This is a genomic window from Vreelandella alkaliphila, assembly GCF_016107625.1.
In the GTDB taxonomy this organism is placed as follows: domain Bacteria; phylum Pseudomonadota; class Gammaproteobacteria; order Pseudomonadales; family Halomonadaceae; genus Vreelandella; species Vreelandella alkaliphila.
Map to the genome: position 1 here is coordinate 18,534 of NZ_JABASV010000013.1, position 17,231 is coordinate 35,764.

Genomic DNA, 17,231 nt, shown 5'->3' on the forward strand with positions numbered 1-17,231 from the left:
TTACATGCACAACAGATCAGAGGTTACATGAGTGGCGTGGATCATGAGTGGTGGCAAAACATTTTTAGGGCACCAACTAGCGGTGCGCCCAAATAGTTTCGACCACTTTGATAGGAAACAGTTGCTTAACTCTAAGTAGGTATCGTGGGCAAAAGGCAACTATCACTGCTCACTGGTAATTGACGAGTTTGATGTCACAACTGTCCAAAGTGAACATGGGCCCAACAGGCGTTTCAGCAACCAAGCGCTAGGCAGCCTCAGAAAGTAGTCATCGGAATTGCCTATCCCATGCGAAGCCTATTTTGGGAAAGAGTTTACCACCCATGAATCAGCAGGGGCCCAGTTTCCGATAGAGCAGTTATCTTGCACGCTGAAGTGGCGCGATAACGATTTCCCAGAGCATTTCTGCTGCCCCTTCCTGAGATAGCTTCTGATGTTGACGCCCCTGGAAAGCCATTCCCATGCTCGTTAGGTAAAGGGCTTGGTCGTCTGCTTGTACCGAAAGAGCCTCATTAAAGGAGTTACTGCTGAAAGAGTCACCACCCTGACTGTAATAGATCCCTGCCCCCATTTGCCCTCCAACATACACTGACGCCGTCGCGACGCTCTCACCATCTTTGTAGATGGTCGCAAAAAACCGATTAGCATCAATTCGACGAAATACACCTTCGTAGCCTGGATTCCGTGCTTGGAGCTCATTCAGAGAGTTTTCGAAAAAGCGCGCAATGTATTCAAAAGTGTCAATTTGGAACCGGTCTTTGTCCAGCTGAGTAAAAGTCTTAGCGACTCGAAGGTTACTCGAACGCGGGCCGGCAACTACAGTCTGCTGGGTATGCATCAAAGCCCCAACATCCACTCGTTCGGCGCTTGATTGAGTGCTTCGCCACCTTTCAGCCGCTTTGCGAACCTCCTTCGCGACCTGTAACAATGCTTCATCCCTATCCGGCCAGAGAGTAACCGGCTTTCCATCCTGGGGGGTGCCAAGCAGCTTTCCAAATGGGGCGTGGTGCCAATCGCATGCTCGCAAAATCACTGGAATGACGATTGCCTCCTTAGCGTTGTGGCGTTCCATGGCACGCGCCATCTCTATGTTGTAGCAATAGTCGGAGGCAATGAAATCAGGACTCACTAACAGCAAAATTATCTCATCGCTGTTGATATGTTCATCAATGGCTGCGTCGATCTCCTGACCAGCACCAATTCTTCGATCGTGCCAGCTGTCGATAACACCTTGACGCTTGAGCATCGCTAGCTGCTTTTCTAGCTGATCTCTCAGCACCTCGTCAGCGTGGCAGTATGAGAAAAAAACGTTTGGCAAAATGAGTACTCCAAGCCTATAAGACCTGACTGATCTTACGACTTTTTCAGCTCTTAAAGAAAAATATATTTAGCATTTCGGTAAGAGGTTATCCGTCCTATCTATGGCATGCACACAATACGGCGCAAAGCAGCCAGTAATAATAAACGACCTATTTGCACTGTGAGACCCGGTTAGCGTTCATGATGGGAGCATTTGTGTTGATGCAGCAAGTGACGCATAGCACATACAATATGGTTATACCGCTCTACTTTTAAGTTGAAATTTTGTTCGAATCAGACATATCCGATCAGGGTGTTTATTTCATCATTTCATTTGCTGGCTGACGTCCAATTGGATGTCCTTAGCGCAGTGGCAACCCCTACTACTTAAGAGAGTCACAACTTTGCTGGCTCAAATTAATCAAGATTGTGGTCTGACGAGTGTCGATAAGCTTGGTAGAAAGCTCTCTACAAGGGATTTGCCTGATGGACCGTTACTATCTGTCGCTGACCTGAATGGGAATAATGACCGTCCACGCATTCGCGTAGACACAGTTCATCAGGCGAAGGGAGAAAGCCTGGATGCAGTGCTGTATCTGACAAACAAGGAACATGCCGAAGGCTTAATAAACGGCGTGGATACAGAGATCGGGCGTATTGGCTATGTGGCGGTTACCCGTGCTCGGAACCTATTTTGGCTTGGCGTGCCGTCCAGTGCGTTAGATGATTTGCGACCAAGATTGCTCAATCTTGGCTTTCAGGAAACTAAAGCATAAGGACATCTACGTTCGACCTATCTCATCAGCTTGACTGCGCCCTGTAAATGGCCCGAAGGTCACTTCATTTCAGGAATTTTCTTCTAATTCTGTGCCAAGTTTAAATTCCCTTATGTGCTTTTAAGTGACACTACCTCCATAAGCTCAAAACTCAAAAACTCCTTTTCAATGATGATTTTACGGCATTTAATACATTTTTTAGACATATTTTATGTCCCTATATCATCAGTCTCATAACCGTCCCCGCTACCAAACATAGAAAAAGCCGTTACCGAAAGGTAGCGGCTTTTTTGCGTCTGAATTTTGTGAAAAAAACGCGCAAAGACATCAACTTAGCCCTTCATCATTCCACGCAGGTCATCGGTTCGCTTTTGTTTTAACGTCGGCGGTCCCCGCTACCAAACATAGAAAAAGCCGTTACCGAAAGGTGGCGGCTTTTTTGTGTCTGAATTTTGTGAAAAAAACGCGCAAAGACATCAACTTAGCCCTTCATCATTCCACGCAGGTCATCGGTTCGCTTTTGTTTTAACGTCGGCGGTCCCCGCTACCAAACATAGAAAAAGCCGTTACCGAAAGGTGGCGGCTTTTTTGTGTCTGAATTTTGTGAAGAAAACGCGCAAAGACATCGACTTAGCCCTCCATCATTCCAAGCAGGTCATCGGTTCGCTTTTGTTTTAACGTCGGCGGTCCCCGCTACCAAACATAGAAAAAGCCGTTACCGAGAGGTGGGCTACACCCCAAAAGTTGGACACTCATCCAACGATTGGGGTGTTTTTCATGACGAAATACAATGAAGCGTTCGAACTGTTAGTAGTACAAAGCTACAAAGAAGGATTATTAGGAGAGACTTCGCACCATAACCACTAAAATCATTAATGGGCAGACCACACGGATATACCATGGCCACAGCCGCCAAAATAGAGTGTTCTCGATCTCCGGAGCGCCTTGACACAACTCTTTAAGCTTAGCATTTCGAGACATTAGCCAGCCTACATAGAGGCAAACTAAAGCGCCAATCACCGGCATGCTATTAATGGTGAGGCCGATCACTAAACCAAACAACAGATCAAAATTAAGCAGGATGAGCGTCGATCCTGCAAACGCAATGCCGCCAATCAGAAATGTTGAAAAACGACGTGACAAACTGCCGGTTTCCTCCAGGGTCGATACTGGCACCTCCAGCGCAGGAAACATTGATGTCAGTGCCGCGACCGCTAATAACCCAAAGAACAGCACTTCCATCACGCCACCGATGACACCCAACCGAGCAAACATCGCCGGCATCACATCGAACAGCAACGTCGCAGAGCTGGTCAGCTCCCCCTGATCATTCAAAACCTCAACTCCAACAGCCTTGGCCACATAGAGCGACGGAATAATCAAAAGGCCCGCGATAAACGCCACACCCATATCAATAAACATCACCTGGGCCCCCACTCGGGGTAAGTTCGCATTGCGACTCAGATAAGAACCATAGACCACCATGGCACCAATGCCGATGGACAGTGAGAAGAAAGCCTGCCCCATGGCATCTAGCATCAGCTCGGCATTAATTTGTGAAAAGTCAGGCAATAGATAAGCAGTTAACCCTTCTATCGCCCCGTCGAAGGTGAGAATAGTTAAAATCAATACCAGCATGGTAACGATCAATAGAGGCATCAGACGTTTGGTCCAGCGCTCAATGCCGCGATTAACCCCCAGTAGCACCACGCAAATCGTCATGGCCATAGCCACCAATGCCAACCACCAATCGCGTCCGATGCTACTCTCCGCCAACCAGCTCTCCACCGTGCTCATTCCAAGCACATGTGCTACAGGCCCTAATGCTTGGCTAATTAGCCATCCTGTAACAATGGCATAGAAGGTCAAGCCTAACGTAGCCACACAGATGGCTCCCAGGCCAATCAGTTGCCCCGCTCGTCGCGGCACTCCCTTTCTTCCCAGCTGCCCCATGGCATTTATAACGCCACTTTGGGCATAACGTCCTAAAGTCAACTCCGCCATCAACGCGGGGTAAGCGAGGACAAAGGCCATCCCGACATAGATCAACAGAAAAGCGCCACCACCGTTATTGGCGGCCATTGAGGGAAAGCTCCATACATTGCCAAGGCCCACCGCCGCGCCCGCAGCAGCCATTAAAAAGCCGAAACGGCTTTTGAACTGGGCACGACCACTAGGAGCAGCTTTATTATCTGCATTTTCAGTTTGAGATTTTGTCATTGGAATTATCTCATCACGTTAAGAAATCAGCTCAAAAAGGTAGTGCCTCGAGCCGTTCGAGAATGTCGAAATGATCACAATTGGGCAGCGGACATAGCTCTGCCGCCACACCAGTTGCTAAAGCGCGCTCATATAACGCCTCTCCCTGGCTACGAAAGCTCGGTGGATCAAATTCACCATGCACAAGCATCAGTGGCGGCAGGCCCTGCAAGTCATGGCATAAAGGACTAAGCCGTTCAGCCTGTGCGCCATCCAACTGAAGAGGTTCATCGATGTAGGTTCCTGCCAGTGGGCGCAGATCATAAATACCGCTGATCAACCATAGAGCTTCAATCCCCTCCAGACGTCCATTCCCCAGGCAGCTCATGATAGCCAGTTGAGCACCGGCACTATGGCCTCCCAGGTAGATACGACCATTTAGCCCAAGGGTGCTGGCTTCGCGTTGCAAATACCTCACGCCCTGCTGGCAAGCCGCCACCATGGTCTCGATATTGACCTCTGGGGCCAGTGGATAGTCCAGTGAGGCAAAAGCCCATCCTCGCGACAGCCATGACTCAGCCATGAAATCAGTCGCCATCGCGTCCAGCTGCTGCCAATAGCCACCATGCAAAAAAACCATCAACGGCCAGGGACCCTGGTTTTCGGGAAGAAAGAGATTGAGCCCCTCCAATGCGTGGGCTCCGTAGGCCAAACGCCTCGGCTGATGACGCGCCCGTAAACAAGCCCCTCGTTCAGCTTGGCGATCCAGAGTCGCTTCGAAGTCCCGTGCCCAAAGGCTCGGCGAATAGGCCCGTCCTCGTGCGTCACGTTCCTCACAGAAACTCACCTTAGGTGACCTCTGAGCGCACTTGGAAACGAGGCTCTAGATATTCACGGTGCTCCACCACCTCACGGAAATGGCGTGCGGCCTGCCAAACGTCTTCATAGCTGAGATAGAGAGGAGTAAAGCCAAAGCGCATTAACCCAGGCTCCCGGTAGTCACCGATTACACCCCGAGCAATTAACGCCTGGACGATGGCATAACCATGCTCAGGGTGAATTAATGCCACCTGACTACCGCGTTCAGCATGAGGCGGGGTGATGTCTTCAATACCCTCGGCTTTAATGAGGTCGGCTAGGCAGTCGCGGAACAAATCCCCCATGGCTAAGCTTTTTTGCCGCAGGGCATTCATATCGACCTCCTGCCAAAGCCGAAGTGAGGCTTCTAGGGGAGAGTAAATAAGTGCCGAGTGGGTGCCACTGCGAAATCGAGTGATGCCCTGAGCCGGCACATAGTCACCATCGAAGGCAAACGGAGCAGCGTGGCCGTGCCAGCCGGAGAGTGGCTGCCAGCCGCCATCCTGATGATCTTGGTGCACATAGATAAAGGCAGGCGCTCCAGGCCCTCCATTGAGGTATTTGTAGGTGCAACCAACTGCGTAGCGGACGCCACAACCGTTCAGATCAACCGGTATCGCTCCAGCGGAGTGAGCCAAATCCCAGATGACTTCGGCGCCCTGCTTATGCACTTCAGCGGTAATAGCAGCCATATCGCGCTGGCGCCCGGTGCGATAATTGACTTGGCTCAGCACCACGGCGGCTACTTGCTCATCCACATAGTCCGACAGCGCTGCCCCCTCGGGAAGAACCCGATGCTCGAAACCGGCAAGGCGGCATAACCCCTGTGCGATATAGCCATCGGTCGGGAAGTTGCCACCCTCGCTTAAAATCACTGGCCGTGAACGTTCTTGAGAATCAGCGATGTAGCCTAATAACTTAAATATATTAATCGAAATGTTGTCATTGATAATGACCTCTCCTGCCTGAGCACCGATCAGCGGTGCCAGTAGATCCCCTAAGCGTTCAGGCGCATCAAACCAACCTTGGTTCCAGCCTTTAATCAGCTCATCACGCCACTGGTCCAAGGTGGCTGCCAACGCATCTCTGGCAACTGCTGGCTGGGCACCTAGAGAATTACCGTCCAGGTAGATCATGCCCTCCGGAAGGGCAAAGCGAGCCTTAAAACCGGCCAAAGGGTCACGGCGATCCATTTCATGCACGTTATCAAGGGTTGGTGTCATCGTGTGCTCCAGGTAATTGAGTTGGATACCTGTGCAAAATTCTAAAAGGAATACGTGGGGAAAGGTTTGCGTAATTCAGCGATATAGGGCCAATATGTGCAATATTTTTGCACTAAACCAAGGATAAATACATTGGAAAACCTAGATCGCTTTGATCGACGAATTCTTCACGCTCTACAGCGTGATGCGCGCCTGACCCTGACCGCTCTGGCCGAGACGGTAAATCTCTCTCCCAGCCAGTGCTCACGACGTATCGTCCGACTGGAGGAAAATGGAGTTACCCAGGGGCACGCCCTGCGCCTCGACCCGGAAGCGCTAGGGCTTAAAGTCACCGCCTTTATTTTTCTCTCGATGGATAAAGCCCGCATGGCTTCACCCAGCGACGCTGTGGCAGAGTTATTAACAAGGGATGAAGTTATCGACTGCCACGCAATTACCGGCAACCACGACTTTATTCTCAAAGTCATAGTGGAAGATTTGAGCGAGCTATCGCGCTTTCTTTCCACCGCAGTAACCAGCTTGCCCGGGATACGTGACATTGCCACTCAGGTGGCCATGAATACCCTTAAGGTCAACGGCCCCCTCAAAGTTCTACTCTGAAGGAGCCGTTGTGTTTTTAGTAGGCGTTGGCAATGAGTGCTAGCGGATTTCAGAGCAGCGCCAGGGTCAGCCAGGGCTGCCAGGCCAGGAGTACCAGCGCGATTAAGCTCATCGCCAAGAACGGTAATAGCGCACGAAAGATCTGCATCGGTGGCACGCCGGTCATGGAGGAACTAATAAACAGCCCCGCCCCTACCGGCGGCGTCAGAAGCCCCAGCACCAGGGTCAAGGAAACCACCACGCCGAACTGGTAGGGGGCGATATCAAACTGCTGGGTGGCGATAGGTAACAGAATCGGCACTACCAGGATGAGCGCAGCGATACCGTCGATGATCATTCCCACTAGCAATAGCACACCGATTACCAGCAGCAGAAAAATAAAGGGATCCGTGGTCAGTGAGGCGATCCAAGCGGCAGCCATCTGCGGCAGTTGCTCATAGATGATCACCCAGCCGAAGACACCGGCAGCAGCGATCAACATAATCACCAGGCCAGCATTAAAGGCCGTACGCCGCAGAATATCGGGTAAGCGCGCGAAAGTTAGGTCGCGGTAGACATAGCGGCCAATCAGTAGGGCCGCCAGGGAAGCGAGGGCTGCCGACTCGGTAGGTGTGGCCAAACCGCTTAGGATGCCACCGATGATGATCAGCGGAATCGACATCGCCGGCACTCCCATCAGCAGGTAAGCGCGCGCTTGGTCACGACTTGGCCAGTCACCTTTGGGATACTGTTCCACTAAGCCGATGACAGTGATGGCAATAAAGAACAGTAGCCCCATCAACAAACCAGGCAAAATGCCAGCGACGAACATATCGGCGATGGGCACCTGGGCGATTACTCCATATAGCACGAAGAGCATTGATGGAGGGATAATCGGTGACATCAGCCCACCTGCAGCGGTAATCGCGGCGCTAAAAGGTTTGTCGTAACCCTCCTGCTCCATGGCAGGCACCATGGCCCGTGACATGATGGCGATCTGCGAAGCCGCCGAGCCAACAATGGCCGCCATCATCATATTGGCCACCAGGTTGATATACACCAGCCCCCCGCGGAAGCCACCGACAAGGATTCGCGCCAGATCTATTAGCCGCCGAGTTAAACCTCCTTCATTCATCAGCTCACCTGCCAGCATAAAGAGTGGAATCGCTAGCAAACCATAGTGCTCGATGGCACCGAATAACTGTTGGGGATAAGAAACGAACAGCAGGGTGTTGCCGGAAGCGACGATATACCAAGCAGCGGTTAACGCCAGCACCAGAGCAATCGGTACCGCTCCCAGTAGCAATAAGGTAAATACGGCGAGCGTCATGCCAGACTCCTTTTTCCAGACAACAGCCCCTTCAGGCTGTCGATCAAGTTAACCAGCCCGTGCAGTCCCAGCGAGATCGAGAAGACCGGTATACAGAGCCAAGACAAGTATTTGGGCAGCCCTAGGGTTCTAGTTCGCTCGGAGTAGATGAAATTAAAGCTTTCCGCCTGGAAGGCACTGGTATCGAAGCCTACCCTCCATAATGTTAGTGGGTCATACCAGCGCCAGCACAGCCACAGCATCAGTGCGGCAAACAACAACACAATGGCATCTACTGTGAGTCGGGAAAGCACCTGAAACCGGAGTGGAAGCGAATCAGTGAGTAGTGTCACCGCGATGCCTTCGCGGCGCTTGAGCACTACCGAGGTAGTCAAAAAAGTCATCCATACCATGGCATGAATGGCCAGTTCTTCGACCCAATAGAGCGGGCTGCCTAGCGTCCGGGTCACGATATTGAGCAGAATCAGCCCGGTGACAGCTGCCGCCAGCAGCGCCGCGACAGCGACCTCGAGCCGAGCCAGTCCATGGGAAATTTGCTTGAGCATAGATGGCTCCAACCCCAGTCTACCCTGGGGCACTTATTAACACGTCAAGAAGAATTACTCAGCCTTCAGCTGAGCAGCCGTTTCACGCAGCTCCAATAGGACCGGAGCCTTATCAGCCCAGATACCCTCCCACCGCTCAACAGCCTCCTGGAAGAAGCTTTGGTCAACCTCGACCACGCGGATGTCTTGCTCGCGTAGCGAGGCTTCCTGTGCTGGCTCACGCTCTAACACGCTGTCAATGACGCCGCTCAGGTGCTCTTGCATAGTGGTTCTAATCAGTTCCCGATCGGTTTCTTCAAGCTCACGCCAGACGCGCCCAGACACTACCCCTACCATCGGAAACATCATGTGGTTGGAGATCAGCAGATGCTCTGCCTGATCATAGAATTTAAGTGCCTCGATAGCCTCGAAATCCATATCGATGGCATCTACTTGACCGTTTGCCAGAGCGTCGTAAACATCCGGTAAGGGCAGCGGTGTTGGCGCTGTTCCAGCCGCTAAGTAGAAGTCACGAATCGGCTCGAAGGGGGTGATGCGCAGTCGCAGTCCCTCGAGATTCTCAGGCGAGTCGATGCTATTACGGCTGAGGATTTGACGCATGCCGGACATGCCATAGCCAATGCCGACTAATCCCGTTTGGGCTGGCAGTAGTTCAAGCAGGTCGGTTGCGGTATCGGAGCGAAGCAGGCGCGCGGCATGTGCCACATCCTCTACCAGGTAGGGTGCATAGAGAGCGCCAAAGTCAGGCGCTCGGTTAGACATTTCGGCAATGGTTAGAAAGGCCATATCCAGCGATCCCGCTTGCAGCTGCTGCACCATTTGTGCCTCGTTTCCCAACTGCTGAGAAGGAAAGACGCTAACGCTATGCTCACCGCCACTAGCAGCGGCCAGATCATCGCCAAAGGCTTCGGCTGCTTGCGTCCAAAGATGGGAAGGCGGCGTAATCATGCCCAAGCGAAAATCCCGCGCCTGAGCGCTCCAGGAAACCATGGTCAGGCCAATGGCAAAGGTAGCAGATACCAGTTTGTTGACGTTATTCATGAGGATATCTCAGCTTTTTTATGTTGTTAGAATCACGCCTGGATCTATCCCAAACGCGGCAGGTGGATGCTTAAGAAGTCTAGCCAGGGCAGCTATTATTTATAAATCAACCATTCCACCTCAGATATTGATTTATGGAATACCTGAGGCGTATGCGCTTTCTGTACGGGCGCTAAATTCCAAAAAAGTCGCGGGCATTACCGGCAAGGATTCGCGACTTATCCTCTGCCGCCAGTGTTGGGTGTTCACTAACGCCTGCGCCAATAGACTGCTCTCCCAGGGGGAAAGGAGCATCCGAACCGAGCATCACCCGATCACTGCCCATCACGTCGACTAGCAAACTCAGCGCGCCATCATCGAAAACCGCCGAGTCCACATAGAAGCGTTTTACATAGCTGGAGGGCAGGCTAGGACAGTCTTCGCGCACGATGTCGCGATGGCGCCAAGCGTTGTCGGCCCGCCCCAGCAAATAAGCAAAGCCACCACCCCCATGGGCAAAGCAGAGTTTTAGCGACGTAGGGATACGCTCAAAGGCGCCGGACAGGATCAGTGACAGAATCCCCAGTTGGGTCTCCGCCGGCATTGCCACCAGCCAGGGCAGCATCCACTTTTTCATGCGCCCATCGGTCATCATGTCCCAAGGGTGCACAAGCAGCGGTATATCCTCCGCGGCACAGTGCTGCAGAAAGGTAACCAAGCCCTCCTCGTCCAGATCTTTAGGGCCGACATGGTTGCCAATCTGCACACCTAAGTGGCCATCCTCCTTGGCGCGGCTCGCTTCCCGGCAGGCAGCATCAATGTCCTGCAACGGAACCTGGGCGAGAACCTTTAGGCGATCAGGTGCCGTGACTGTCATCTCAAGGGCTTTATCATTCATTAGCCGAGCCCAGGGCATCGCTCGACTCACCGGTTGGTCGTAGCCGAACATCACCGGCGTGGCACACATGATCTGCACGTCGAGGCCCTGTTCGTCCAGATAACCCAGACGCTGCTCAGCATCCCAGAGGAGATCGTTGACCGGCCGGAAAGGCTTATCACCGACCATGATCTGGCCACTACGCCCCTCGGTTTTCAGCCAAGGCGCTCGCTCGGGATCAAGCTGTGCCGCTTCGGCCTGACTGATCCGCGGCATGAAATGAGAGTGAATATCAATTTTCATTGACCGTGCACCTCGCTGAGCATGCGATGCCAGGTTTCCCAGTCACGTCCGGGATGAATTTCGCCACAGTTGCTGCAACGACGCTCCTCCTCACTCGTGGCATAGAAACGCTCGTAAACCGGCGGCAAGTCCGTGACGATGCTCTCCAGCTGCATTTCGTAGCGCTTGATGAGGTTGCCACAGCGCGCGCAGGACCATTGCAGCGCGTCATGCAGCCCCTGGGGCCGAGTCTTTTCGATAACCATGCAGAGACTGCCGGGCTCTGGACGCTGAGGGGAATGAATCACATGAGGGGCCATCAGATAGATATCTCCTTCCTTGAGATCAATTCGCTCATAGCGACCATCGTTCCAAATGTTCAGGTAGGCATTGCCCTTGAACTGGTAGAAGAACTCTTCTACCGGGTCATCGTGGAAGTCGGTTCGCTGGTTGGGGCCACCCACCACGGTGATCATATAATCGCTGTCTTTCCAGACCTGCTGATTGCCTACCGGCGGCTTGAGCAGATGGGCATGCTCTTCAATCCAGCGATTAAAATTGAGCGGTGCGCTGTAGTGATGCTTATCCATGGAAGTCACCTCACTGAGTTGGGGCGTAAGCGATCGCTTTGATCTCGATACGCAAATGGGGATGGGGGAGCTGATGCACGGCCACCGTCGTCCGGGTCGGGCCCTGCTCGTCAAAATATTCGGCATAAACGGCGTTGTAGCCGCCAAAATCGTTCATATCGACCAGGAAGGTGCTGATCTCCACCACGTTAGCCAGGCGCGCTCCTTCGCTAGCAAGGATGTCGCGAATATTCTCAATCACTGCCCGCGTCTGAGCGCGAATATCAAGCTGAGTGGTCCCCATCTCATCGACGTCGACGCCTTCGAAACTGTTATCTGGGCGACGCGAGCTGGTACCAGAGACGAACAAAAAGTCTCCGGCGCGTTTGATATGAGGAAAGGCGCCCCGGGGTTTGGCCTTACCCTCAACCAGGGTGGCACGGCTGGTATGCATGACATGCTCCTTGCTATTGAATTAGCGGCAGGTGAACGCGGATTCACCGAAACCGGCAATTTCTACACTGACGTGGACGCCTGGGCGCAACGCTTCAGCGGCGGTGGCGGCTCCGGCCATGATCAGGCTGCCAGCGGGCAGGCTGAGTCCCGCCTCGCTAACCAACTTGGAGGCCTCAGCCACGCTGCGCAGCGGATTACCGAGAATCGCGGCGGTGGAGCCGACCTGCGCCAGTTGACCATCCAGGCGCATCAGCACTCCGGCGTTGTCCAGGCCCGAGAGGTTCCGGGACCAGGGCCCCACCACCAAGCCAGAGGAGGAGCAGTTGTCTGCCACCACGTCTTCAAGACTAAATTTGAACGCCTCATAGCGGGAGTCGATAATCTCGATGGCCGGCGCGACTGCCTCAATATGCTCGGCAGCCTCCAATAGGGTCAGTGGGCGGTCGATAGCGCGACCAACCAGGAAGCACACTTCCGGCTCGGCACGAGGGTGGATATAACGCGACAGCGCCACTTCGCCACCGTCCTCTTCCAGCATGGCATCGGTAAGCCAGCCCCAGATCAGGCTGTCCACACCCATTTGCTGCATTTTGGCGCGGCTAGTGAAGCCCAACTTGATACCAATGCTGCGCTCGCCGTCTGCGTAGCGGCGCTGCATGGAGACGCGCTGGATCTCGTAGGCCTGCGCCAAAGAAAAAGGCGTATGGGTGCTGAACTGAGCCAGTGGTTCGGCATGTCGAGCAGCCTGATCCAGTGCCGTGGCGATGGTGGAAATATTGATGCTCATGCGGGCTCTCCCTGTTTAGCCAGAAGATCCAGCGCCACGTCGACGATCATATCTTCCTGGCCACCCACCATCTTGCGGCGGCCCAGCTCCACTAAAATATCAATCGTTTTCAAACCATAACGCTCGGCGGCAGCCTCTGCGTGGCGCAGAAAACTGGAATAAACGCCCGCATAACCTAACGCCAGGGTCTCGCGATCTACCCGCACTGGACGGTCCTGCAGCGGTCGCACTATATCGTCGGCGGCGTCTATCAAGGTGTAGAGGTCAGTGCCGTGATTCCAGCCCATGCGTTCGGCAGCGGCAATGAAGACTTCCAAGGGAGCATTGCCAGCGCCGGCCCCCATGCCTGCAAGGCTGGCGTCGATCCGGTCACAGCCTGCTTCCACTGCAGCCATAGAGTTAGCCACGCCGAGACTCAGGTTATGATGGGCATGGATGCCTAGTTGAGTCGCTGGATTAAGCACTGCTTTCATGGCGCTTACGCGATCGCGCACACCATCCATAGTCAGGGCGCCGCCAGAATCCACCACGTAAATGGTCTGGGCACCGAAGGACTCCATCAGCCTCCCCTGCTCGGCCAGCCCCTCGGGCGTCTGCATGTGGCTCATCATTAAAAAGCCCACGGTATCCATACCAAGCTTGCGAGCATGCTCGATATGCTGACGAGAGACATCCGCTTCGGTGCAGTGGGTAGCAATCCGAGCCCCCCGGGCACCAGCAGCATAGGCGGCGTCTAGGTCATGTACGGTGCCAATTCCAGGCAACAACAGGGTGGTGATCATGGCATGCTCGACCACCTCGGCCACTGCGTCAATCCACTCCAGGTCACTGTGGGCTCCAAAGCCGTAGTTGAAGCTGGATCCTTGCAAACCGTCACCATGGGCGACTTCAATAGAGTCCACTTTAGCTGCGTCGAGCGCGCGGGCAATTTGCTGGACATCCTCAATGCTGTACTGATGACGCACTGCATGACTGCCATCACGCAAGGTCACATCAGAGATATAAAGTTTCTTGTTCATCATGAAGCTCCTCAGGCAATGGCGGCCAGCAAGCGGGTTTCAGCGAGGCGCTCAGCACAGCTCTTCGCAGCAGAGGTCATAATGTCTAGATTGCCGGCATAGGCGGGTAAATAGTGAGCAGCCCCTTCAACCTCCAGGAAGATCGAGGTCTTGAGACCGTGAGTTAGGCCTAGGCCGGGTAAGTTAACCGGACGCTCCACGGGCACTGACTCGAACTGCACCTGCTGTTTAAGGCGATAGCCCGGCACATAAGCTTGCACCGCAGCCACCATTGCATTGATAGAGGCTTCAATGGCGTTTCTGTCTGCCTCCTCAGAGAGTACGAAAACGCTATCGCGCATGATCAATGGAGGCTCGGCAGGATTGAGTACGATGATTGCCTTACCCTTGGCAGCACCGCCACAGGATTCGATGGCCTGGGAGGTGGTCTCGGTAAATTCATCAATATTGGCGCGGGTACCCGGGCCAGCAGACTTGCTGGAAATAGAGGCGACAATCTCGCCGTAGTGCACTCTGGCAACCTGGGCAACTGCCGCTACCATAGGGATGGTGGCCTGACCGCCACACGTAACCATATTGATATTCGGGGCATCCAGATGCTCATCCATATTGATCGACGGAATCACATAGGGACCAATGGCTGCCGGGGTCAGGTCGATGACGTTGATACCGCGATCTTGTAGCATCTCGTTGTGACGCTTATGGGCGCCAGCAGAAGTGGCGTCAAAGACAATTTTGATGTCGTCAACATTCTCCATAGCCAGCAGACCATCAATTCCCTCGGCAGTCGTAGGGACGCCGAAGCGCTGGGCGCGCGCCAAACCGTCTGAGGCCGGATCAATTCCCACCATGGCTCCCATTTCAAGGTACTGGCCGTGCCGCAGAATTTTAATCATCAGATCGGTGCCGATATTGCCGGAGCCAATGATGGCCACTTTGACTTTTTTGCTCATGATCTTTTCTCTCATTGTGGCTTGGCGAAAGCAGCGGTCACACCACCCAGGCCTTGTATTTCGGCGTGAAAGATATCGCCTGCTGCTGCGGGCACCATGGGGCCAAGAGCACCGGTGAGCAGAATGTCACCAGCGCGCAACGGCTCCCCGAAGCTGGCCATGGTATCGGCCAGCCATACGGCGGCATTCAAGGGATTGTCGAGACAGGCAGCCCCCGCACCCACTGACACTGGCTCACCGCGCAAGGTCATCTTCATACCGCAACGCACTAAGTCGAGAACCTCCAGCGTCACTGGACGGCTGCCGAGTACAAAGCAGCCCGATGAGGCGTTGTCGGCGATGGTGTCCTCAAGGCGGATATCCCATTTAGCGATGCGACTCCCCACCACCTCAATGGCAGGTAAAGCGAAGGCGGTAGCCCGAATCAGATCCGCTAAGGTATGGCGCTCGTGATCCAGGTCATGCGCCAGCACCAGAGCGATCTCCGCTTCCACTTTGGGCTGAAGCACGGCATCCACTGCGATAGGCTGACCGTCACCCACCGCCATATCGGCGAAAAGCACTCCGAAATCAGGCTGATTAACCCCTAACTGCTGCTGTACGGAGCGAGAAGTAAGCCCTACCTTAAAGCCCACTTGGCGGCGCCCCTGCTCCCGGGCTAGGCGAGTGTTGTGCTGTTGGACGGCGTAGGCTAAGGCCACCGGGTCAGCGGCGTTCTCCTCCACCTGGGCACGGGCAATCAGCTCACGCACCGGCTTACAGGGCTGTCCTGTCGCCTGGGCTTGGCTGAGGCGCTCTGCGGCCTCGATCAGGGCAGTATGCATAGCAATCTCCTCGCTCACGGGTTAACGCAGATGGTGGTCAGTTCGGAATAAAAATCGAGGGAGTGGCGGCCGCCCTCGCGTCCAAGGCCAGAAAGCCGCGCTCCTCCGAAGGGCGTGCGCAAGTCGCGCAGGAACCAGGTATTGACCCATACCATGCCCACATGGAACTGACGAGAAACTCGGTGGGCACGGCCCAGATCCTGGGTCCAAAGCGCTGTTGCCAGGCCATAAACGGTATTGTTAACCCGCTCGATCACCTCATCCTCACGGTCGAAGGGGGCGATATGGCAGACAGGCCCAAAGACCTCCTCCTGGACACAGCGAGCATCGTCGGCCAGGCCGGTCCAGATAGTTGGCCGTACATAAGCCCCCTGATCGCGAGCATCGCCAAACGTTGGCACTTCGCCGCCAGTCACCACAGTGGCGCCCTCTTCCCGAGCTAATTCAAAGTAGCTGAGTACCTTCTCGCGATGCTGGCGAGAGATCATTGACCCCATATCAATACCGGGCTCATCCGGATAGCCGATTTTGAGCCCTTCGGCTTTCTCTTTGAGAGCGGCCACGAAACGCTCAAAAATAGGACGCTCTACATAGACTCGTTCGGAGCAGAGGCACACCTGACCGGCATTGGTGAAACTGGAGCGGGCCACGCCAGCCACCGCCGCCTCAAAATCACAGTCAGCAAAGACCACGGCGGCATTCTTGCCGCCCAATTCGAAGGAAACGTCACGAACACCCTCGGCGGCCACCTTCATGATTTCACTGCCGGTGCGAGACTCACCGGTAAAGGTGATAGCGTCTACGTCGGGGTGTTTGGTCAAAAACTCACCGGCGGAGCCTGGGCCAAAGCCATGGATCAGGTTGAATACGCCTTCGGGCAGCCCTGCGTCATGAATCACTTCGGCCAACAGAGTAGCTGTGGAGGGAGATTCTTCAGAGGGCTTAACCACTACCGAGTTACCGCAAGCCAAGGCGGGTGCCACCTTCCAGGTAAGCAACAGCATCGGTAGGTTCCAGGGGGAGATAATCGCAACCACACCATGAGGTTTACGCACCGAGTAGCTGAACACATCACTGCCATCGGGAGCACGCATCTCGAAGTAATCGCCGCCAGACTGGCGGATAAGCTCGGCAAAAGTGCGGAAGTTGTGCACACCACGCGCGATATCCAGACGGCGAGCCTGTTCCACCGGGCGACCGGTGTCGGCCACCTCTGCGGCCACAAATTCTTCAAAACGGCGCTCGATACCCGCGGCGATACGCATCAGCACATCGGCTCGTTCACTGGCACTGGTGCGGGCCCAAGGGCCAGATTGGGCGGCTTTGGCGGCACTAACGGCGCGCCCCACCAAAGCTTCGTCGGCTTCGCAGACCTGACTCAGCAAACGGCCATCGATGGGTGAGATATTGGGGAAAGTCTGTTCGGTGGCAAGAAATTCACCGCCGACATAATTGAGAAGCTGGGGGGCTATGGTCGACACGGTTGTCTCCGAAACGTTGTTTTAATTCATTTCGGAAGAGTGTAGGCAGGGCAGGTATCATTGCATAATCAATAAAAACCCATCAGGTATTTAAAAAAAGAATACCTGACCCTGTCAGCGCCCGGCCCCTCCCCATCAAGCCGCCAATCCAAAA

The 17,231-nt window shown here is 54.3% G+C and carries 17 protein-coding genes; 2 read left to right on the plus strand and 15 right to left on the minus strand.

The window, feature by feature from the left end; genetic code table 11:
* Positions 1–358: 358 nt before the first annotated feature.
* On the minus strand, positions 359–1,318 hold the full coding sequence (locus JFC11_RS16310; protein ID WP_027957669.1) for a toll/interleukin-1 receptor domain-containing protein: 960 nt from the start codon (positions 1,316–1,318) through the stop codon (positions 359–361).
* A 385-nt stretch (positions 1,319–1,703) separates the two neighbouring features.
* Here JFC11_RS16310 and JFC11_RS16315 point away from each other — a divergent pair, with 385 nt between their 5' ends.
* Positions 1,704–2,075 (plus strand): hypothetical protein, encoded by a 372-nt coding sequence (locus JFC11_RS16315; RefSeq protein WP_198350071.1) that lies wholly within the window; start codon positions 1,704–1,706, stop codon positions 2,073–2,075.
* An 837-nt stretch (positions 2,076–2,912) separates the two neighbouring features.
* Here the strand turns inward: JFC11_RS16315 and JFC11_RS16320 are convergent.
* Genes JFC11_RS16320 through kynU form a run of 3 tightly spaced genes read right to left on the minus strand, consistent with a single transcriptional unit; the run spans position 2,913 to position 6,355 of the window.
* Entirely contained in the window at positions 2,913–4,295 is a 1,383-nt protein-coding gene (locus JFC11_RS16320) for a sodium-dependent transporter (protein WP_198350072.1), read from the minus strand.
* A gap of 31 nt (positions 4,296–4,326) precedes the next feature.
* Positions 4,327–5,121: an alpha/beta hydrolase gene (locus JFC11_RS16325; protein WP_198350073.1), complete on the minus strand. Its 795-nt coding sequence runs from the start codon at positions 5,119–5,121 to the stop codon at positions 4,327–4,329.
* A 1-nt stretch (position 5,122) separates the two neighbouring features.
* A complete protein-coding gene (gene kynU / locus JFC11_RS16330) occupies positions 5,123–6,355 on the minus strand; it encodes a kynureninase (RefSeq protein ID WP_198350074.1) in 1,233 nt (410 codons plus the stop codon).
* A 132-nt stretch (positions 6,356–6,487) separates the two neighbouring features.
* On the opposite strand from kynU, the gene JFC11_RS16335 reads away from it, so the two are divergent.
* A complete protein-coding gene (locus JFC11_RS16335; protein WP_176472135.1) occupies positions 6,488–6,955 on the plus strand; it encodes an Lrp/AsnC family transcriptional regulator in 468 nt (155 codons plus the stop codon).
* A 49-nt stretch (positions 6,956–7,004) separates the two neighbouring features.
* Here JFC11_RS16335 and JFC11_RS16340 read toward each other — a convergent pair whose 3' ends face one another.
* The 11 genes from JFC11_RS16340 to JFC11_RS16390 form a co-directional block, all read right to left on the minus strand.
* Positions 7,005–8,264 (minus strand): TRAP transporter large permease, encoded by a 1,260-nt coding sequence (locus JFC11_RS16340; RefSeq protein ID WP_198350075.1) that lies wholly within the window; start codon positions 8,262–8,264, stop codon positions 7,005–7,007.
* Entirely contained in the window at positions 8,261–8,809 is a 549-nt protein-coding gene (locus JFC11_RS16345; RefSeq protein WP_198350076.1) for a TRAP transporter small permease, read from the minus strand. Before JFC11_RS16345 ends, JFC11_RS16340 begins: the two co-directional genes overlap by 4 nt.
* A gap of 54 nt (positions 8,810–8,863) precedes the next feature.
* Positions 8,864–9,850, minus strand: coding sequence for a TRAP transporter substrate-binding protein (locus tag JFC11_RS16350; RefSeq protein ID WP_038480909.1), 987 nt, complete (start codon positions 9,848–9,850; stop codon positions 8,864–8,866).
* Between the two features lie 172 nt (positions 9,851–10,022).
* On the minus strand, positions 10,023–11,009 hold the full coding sequence (locus JFC11_RS16355; protein ID WP_038480906.1) for an amidohydrolase family protein: 987 nt from the start codon (positions 11,007–11,009) through the stop codon (positions 10,023–10,025).
* Positions 11,006–11,578 (minus strand): 3-hydroxyanthranilate 3,4-dioxygenase, encoded by a 573-nt coding sequence (locus JFC11_RS16360; RefSeq protein WP_038480902.1) that lies wholly within the window; start codon positions 11,576–11,578, stop codon positions 11,006–11,008. The genes JFC11_RS16355 and JFC11_RS16360 overlap by 4 nt, the downstream gene beginning before the upstream one ends.
* A gap of 10 nt (positions 11,579–11,588) precedes the next feature.
* On the minus strand, positions 11,589–12,011 hold the full coding sequence (locus JFC11_RS16365) for a RidA family protein (RefSeq protein WP_038480899.1): 423 nt from the start codon (positions 12,009–12,011) through the stop codon (positions 11,589–11,591).
* Positions 12,012–12,032: 21 nt separating this feature from the next.
* Positions 12,033–12,800, minus strand: a complete 768-nt coding sequence (locus tag JFC11_RS16370; RefSeq protein WP_038480896.1) for a 2-keto-4-pentenoate hydratase — start codon at positions 12,798–12,800, stop codon at positions 12,033–12,035.
* Positions 12,797–13,819: a 4-hydroxy-2-oxovalerate aldolase gene (gene dmpG / locus JFC11_RS16375; RefSeq protein ID WP_232482945.1), complete on the minus strand. Its 1,023-nt coding sequence runs from the start codon at positions 13,817–13,819 to the stop codon at positions 12,797–12,799. Before dmpG ends, JFC11_RS16370 begins: the two co-directional genes overlap by 4 nt.
* Positions 13,820–13,830: 11 nt before the next feature.
* Positions 13,831–14,772, minus strand: coding sequence for an acetaldehyde dehydrogenase (acetylating) (locus JFC11_RS16380; RefSeq protein WP_198350078.1), 942 nt, complete (start codon positions 14,770–14,772; stop codon positions 13,831–13,833).
* A gap of 11 nt (positions 14,773–14,783) precedes the next feature.
* Positions 14,784–15,596: a 2-keto-4-pentenoate hydratase gene (locus tag JFC11_RS16385; protein ID WP_198350079.1), complete on the minus strand. Its 813-nt coding sequence runs from the start codon at positions 15,594–15,596 to the stop codon at positions 14,784–14,786.
* A 14-nt stretch (positions 15,597–15,610) separates the two neighbouring features.
* Positions 15,611–17,077, minus strand: a complete 1,467-nt coding sequence (locus JFC11_RS16390; protein WP_198350080.1) for a 2-hydroxymuconic semialdehyde dehydrogenase — start codon at positions 17,075–17,077, stop codon at positions 15,611–15,613.
* Positions 17,078–17,231: the final 154 nt, after the last annotated feature.

Bases quoted from the DNA above. Each gene is read 5' to 3' on its own strand.
- JFC11_RS16320 (WP_198350072.1), bottom strand. From the start codon at position 4,295: ATGACAAAATCTCAAACTGAAAATGCAGATAATAAAGCTGCTCCTAGT.
- kynU (WP_198350074.1), bottom strand. From the start codon at position 6,355: ATGACACCAACCCTTGATAACGTGCATGAAATGGATCGCCGTGACCCT.
- JFC11_RS16340 (WP_198350075.1), bottom strand. From the start codon at position 8,264: ATGACGCTCGCCGTATTTACCTTATTGCTACTGGGAGCGGTACCGATT.
- JFC11_RS16345 (WP_198350076.1), bottom strand. From the start codon at position 8,809: ATGCTCAAGCAAATTTCCCATGGACTGGCTCGGCTCGAGGTCGCTGTC.
- JFC11_RS16350 (WP_038480909.1), bottom strand. From the start codon at position 9,850: ATGAATAACGTCAACAAACTGGTATCTGCTACCTTTGCCATTGGCCTG.
- JFC11_RS16355 (WP_038480906.1), bottom strand. From the start codon at position 11,009: ATGAAAATTGATATTCACTCTCATTTCATGCCGCGGATCAGTCAGGCC.
- JFC11_RS16360 (WP_038480902.1), bottom strand. From the start codon at position 11,578: ATGGATAAGCATCACTACAGCGCACCGCTCAATTTTAATCGCTGGATT.
- JFC11_RS16365 (WP_038480899.1), bottom strand. From the start codon at position 12,011: ATGCATACCAGCCGTGCCACCCTGGTTGAGGGTAAGGCCAAACCCCGG.
- JFC11_RS16370 (WP_038480896.1), bottom strand. From the start codon at position 12,800: ATGAGCATCAATATTTCCACCATCGCCACGGCACTGGATCAGGCTGCT.
- dmpG (WP_232482945.1), bottom strand. From the start codon at position 13,819: ATGAACAAGAAACTTTATATCTCTGATGTGACCTTGCGTGATGGCAGT.
- JFC11_RS16380 (WP_198350078.1), bottom strand. From the start codon at position 14,772: ATGAGCAAAAAAGTCAAAGTGGCCATCATTGGCTCCGGCAATATCGGC.
- JFC11_RS16385 (WP_198350079.1), bottom strand. From the start codon at position 15,596: ATGCATACTGCCCTGATCGAGGCCGCAGAGCGCCTCAGCCAAGCCCAG.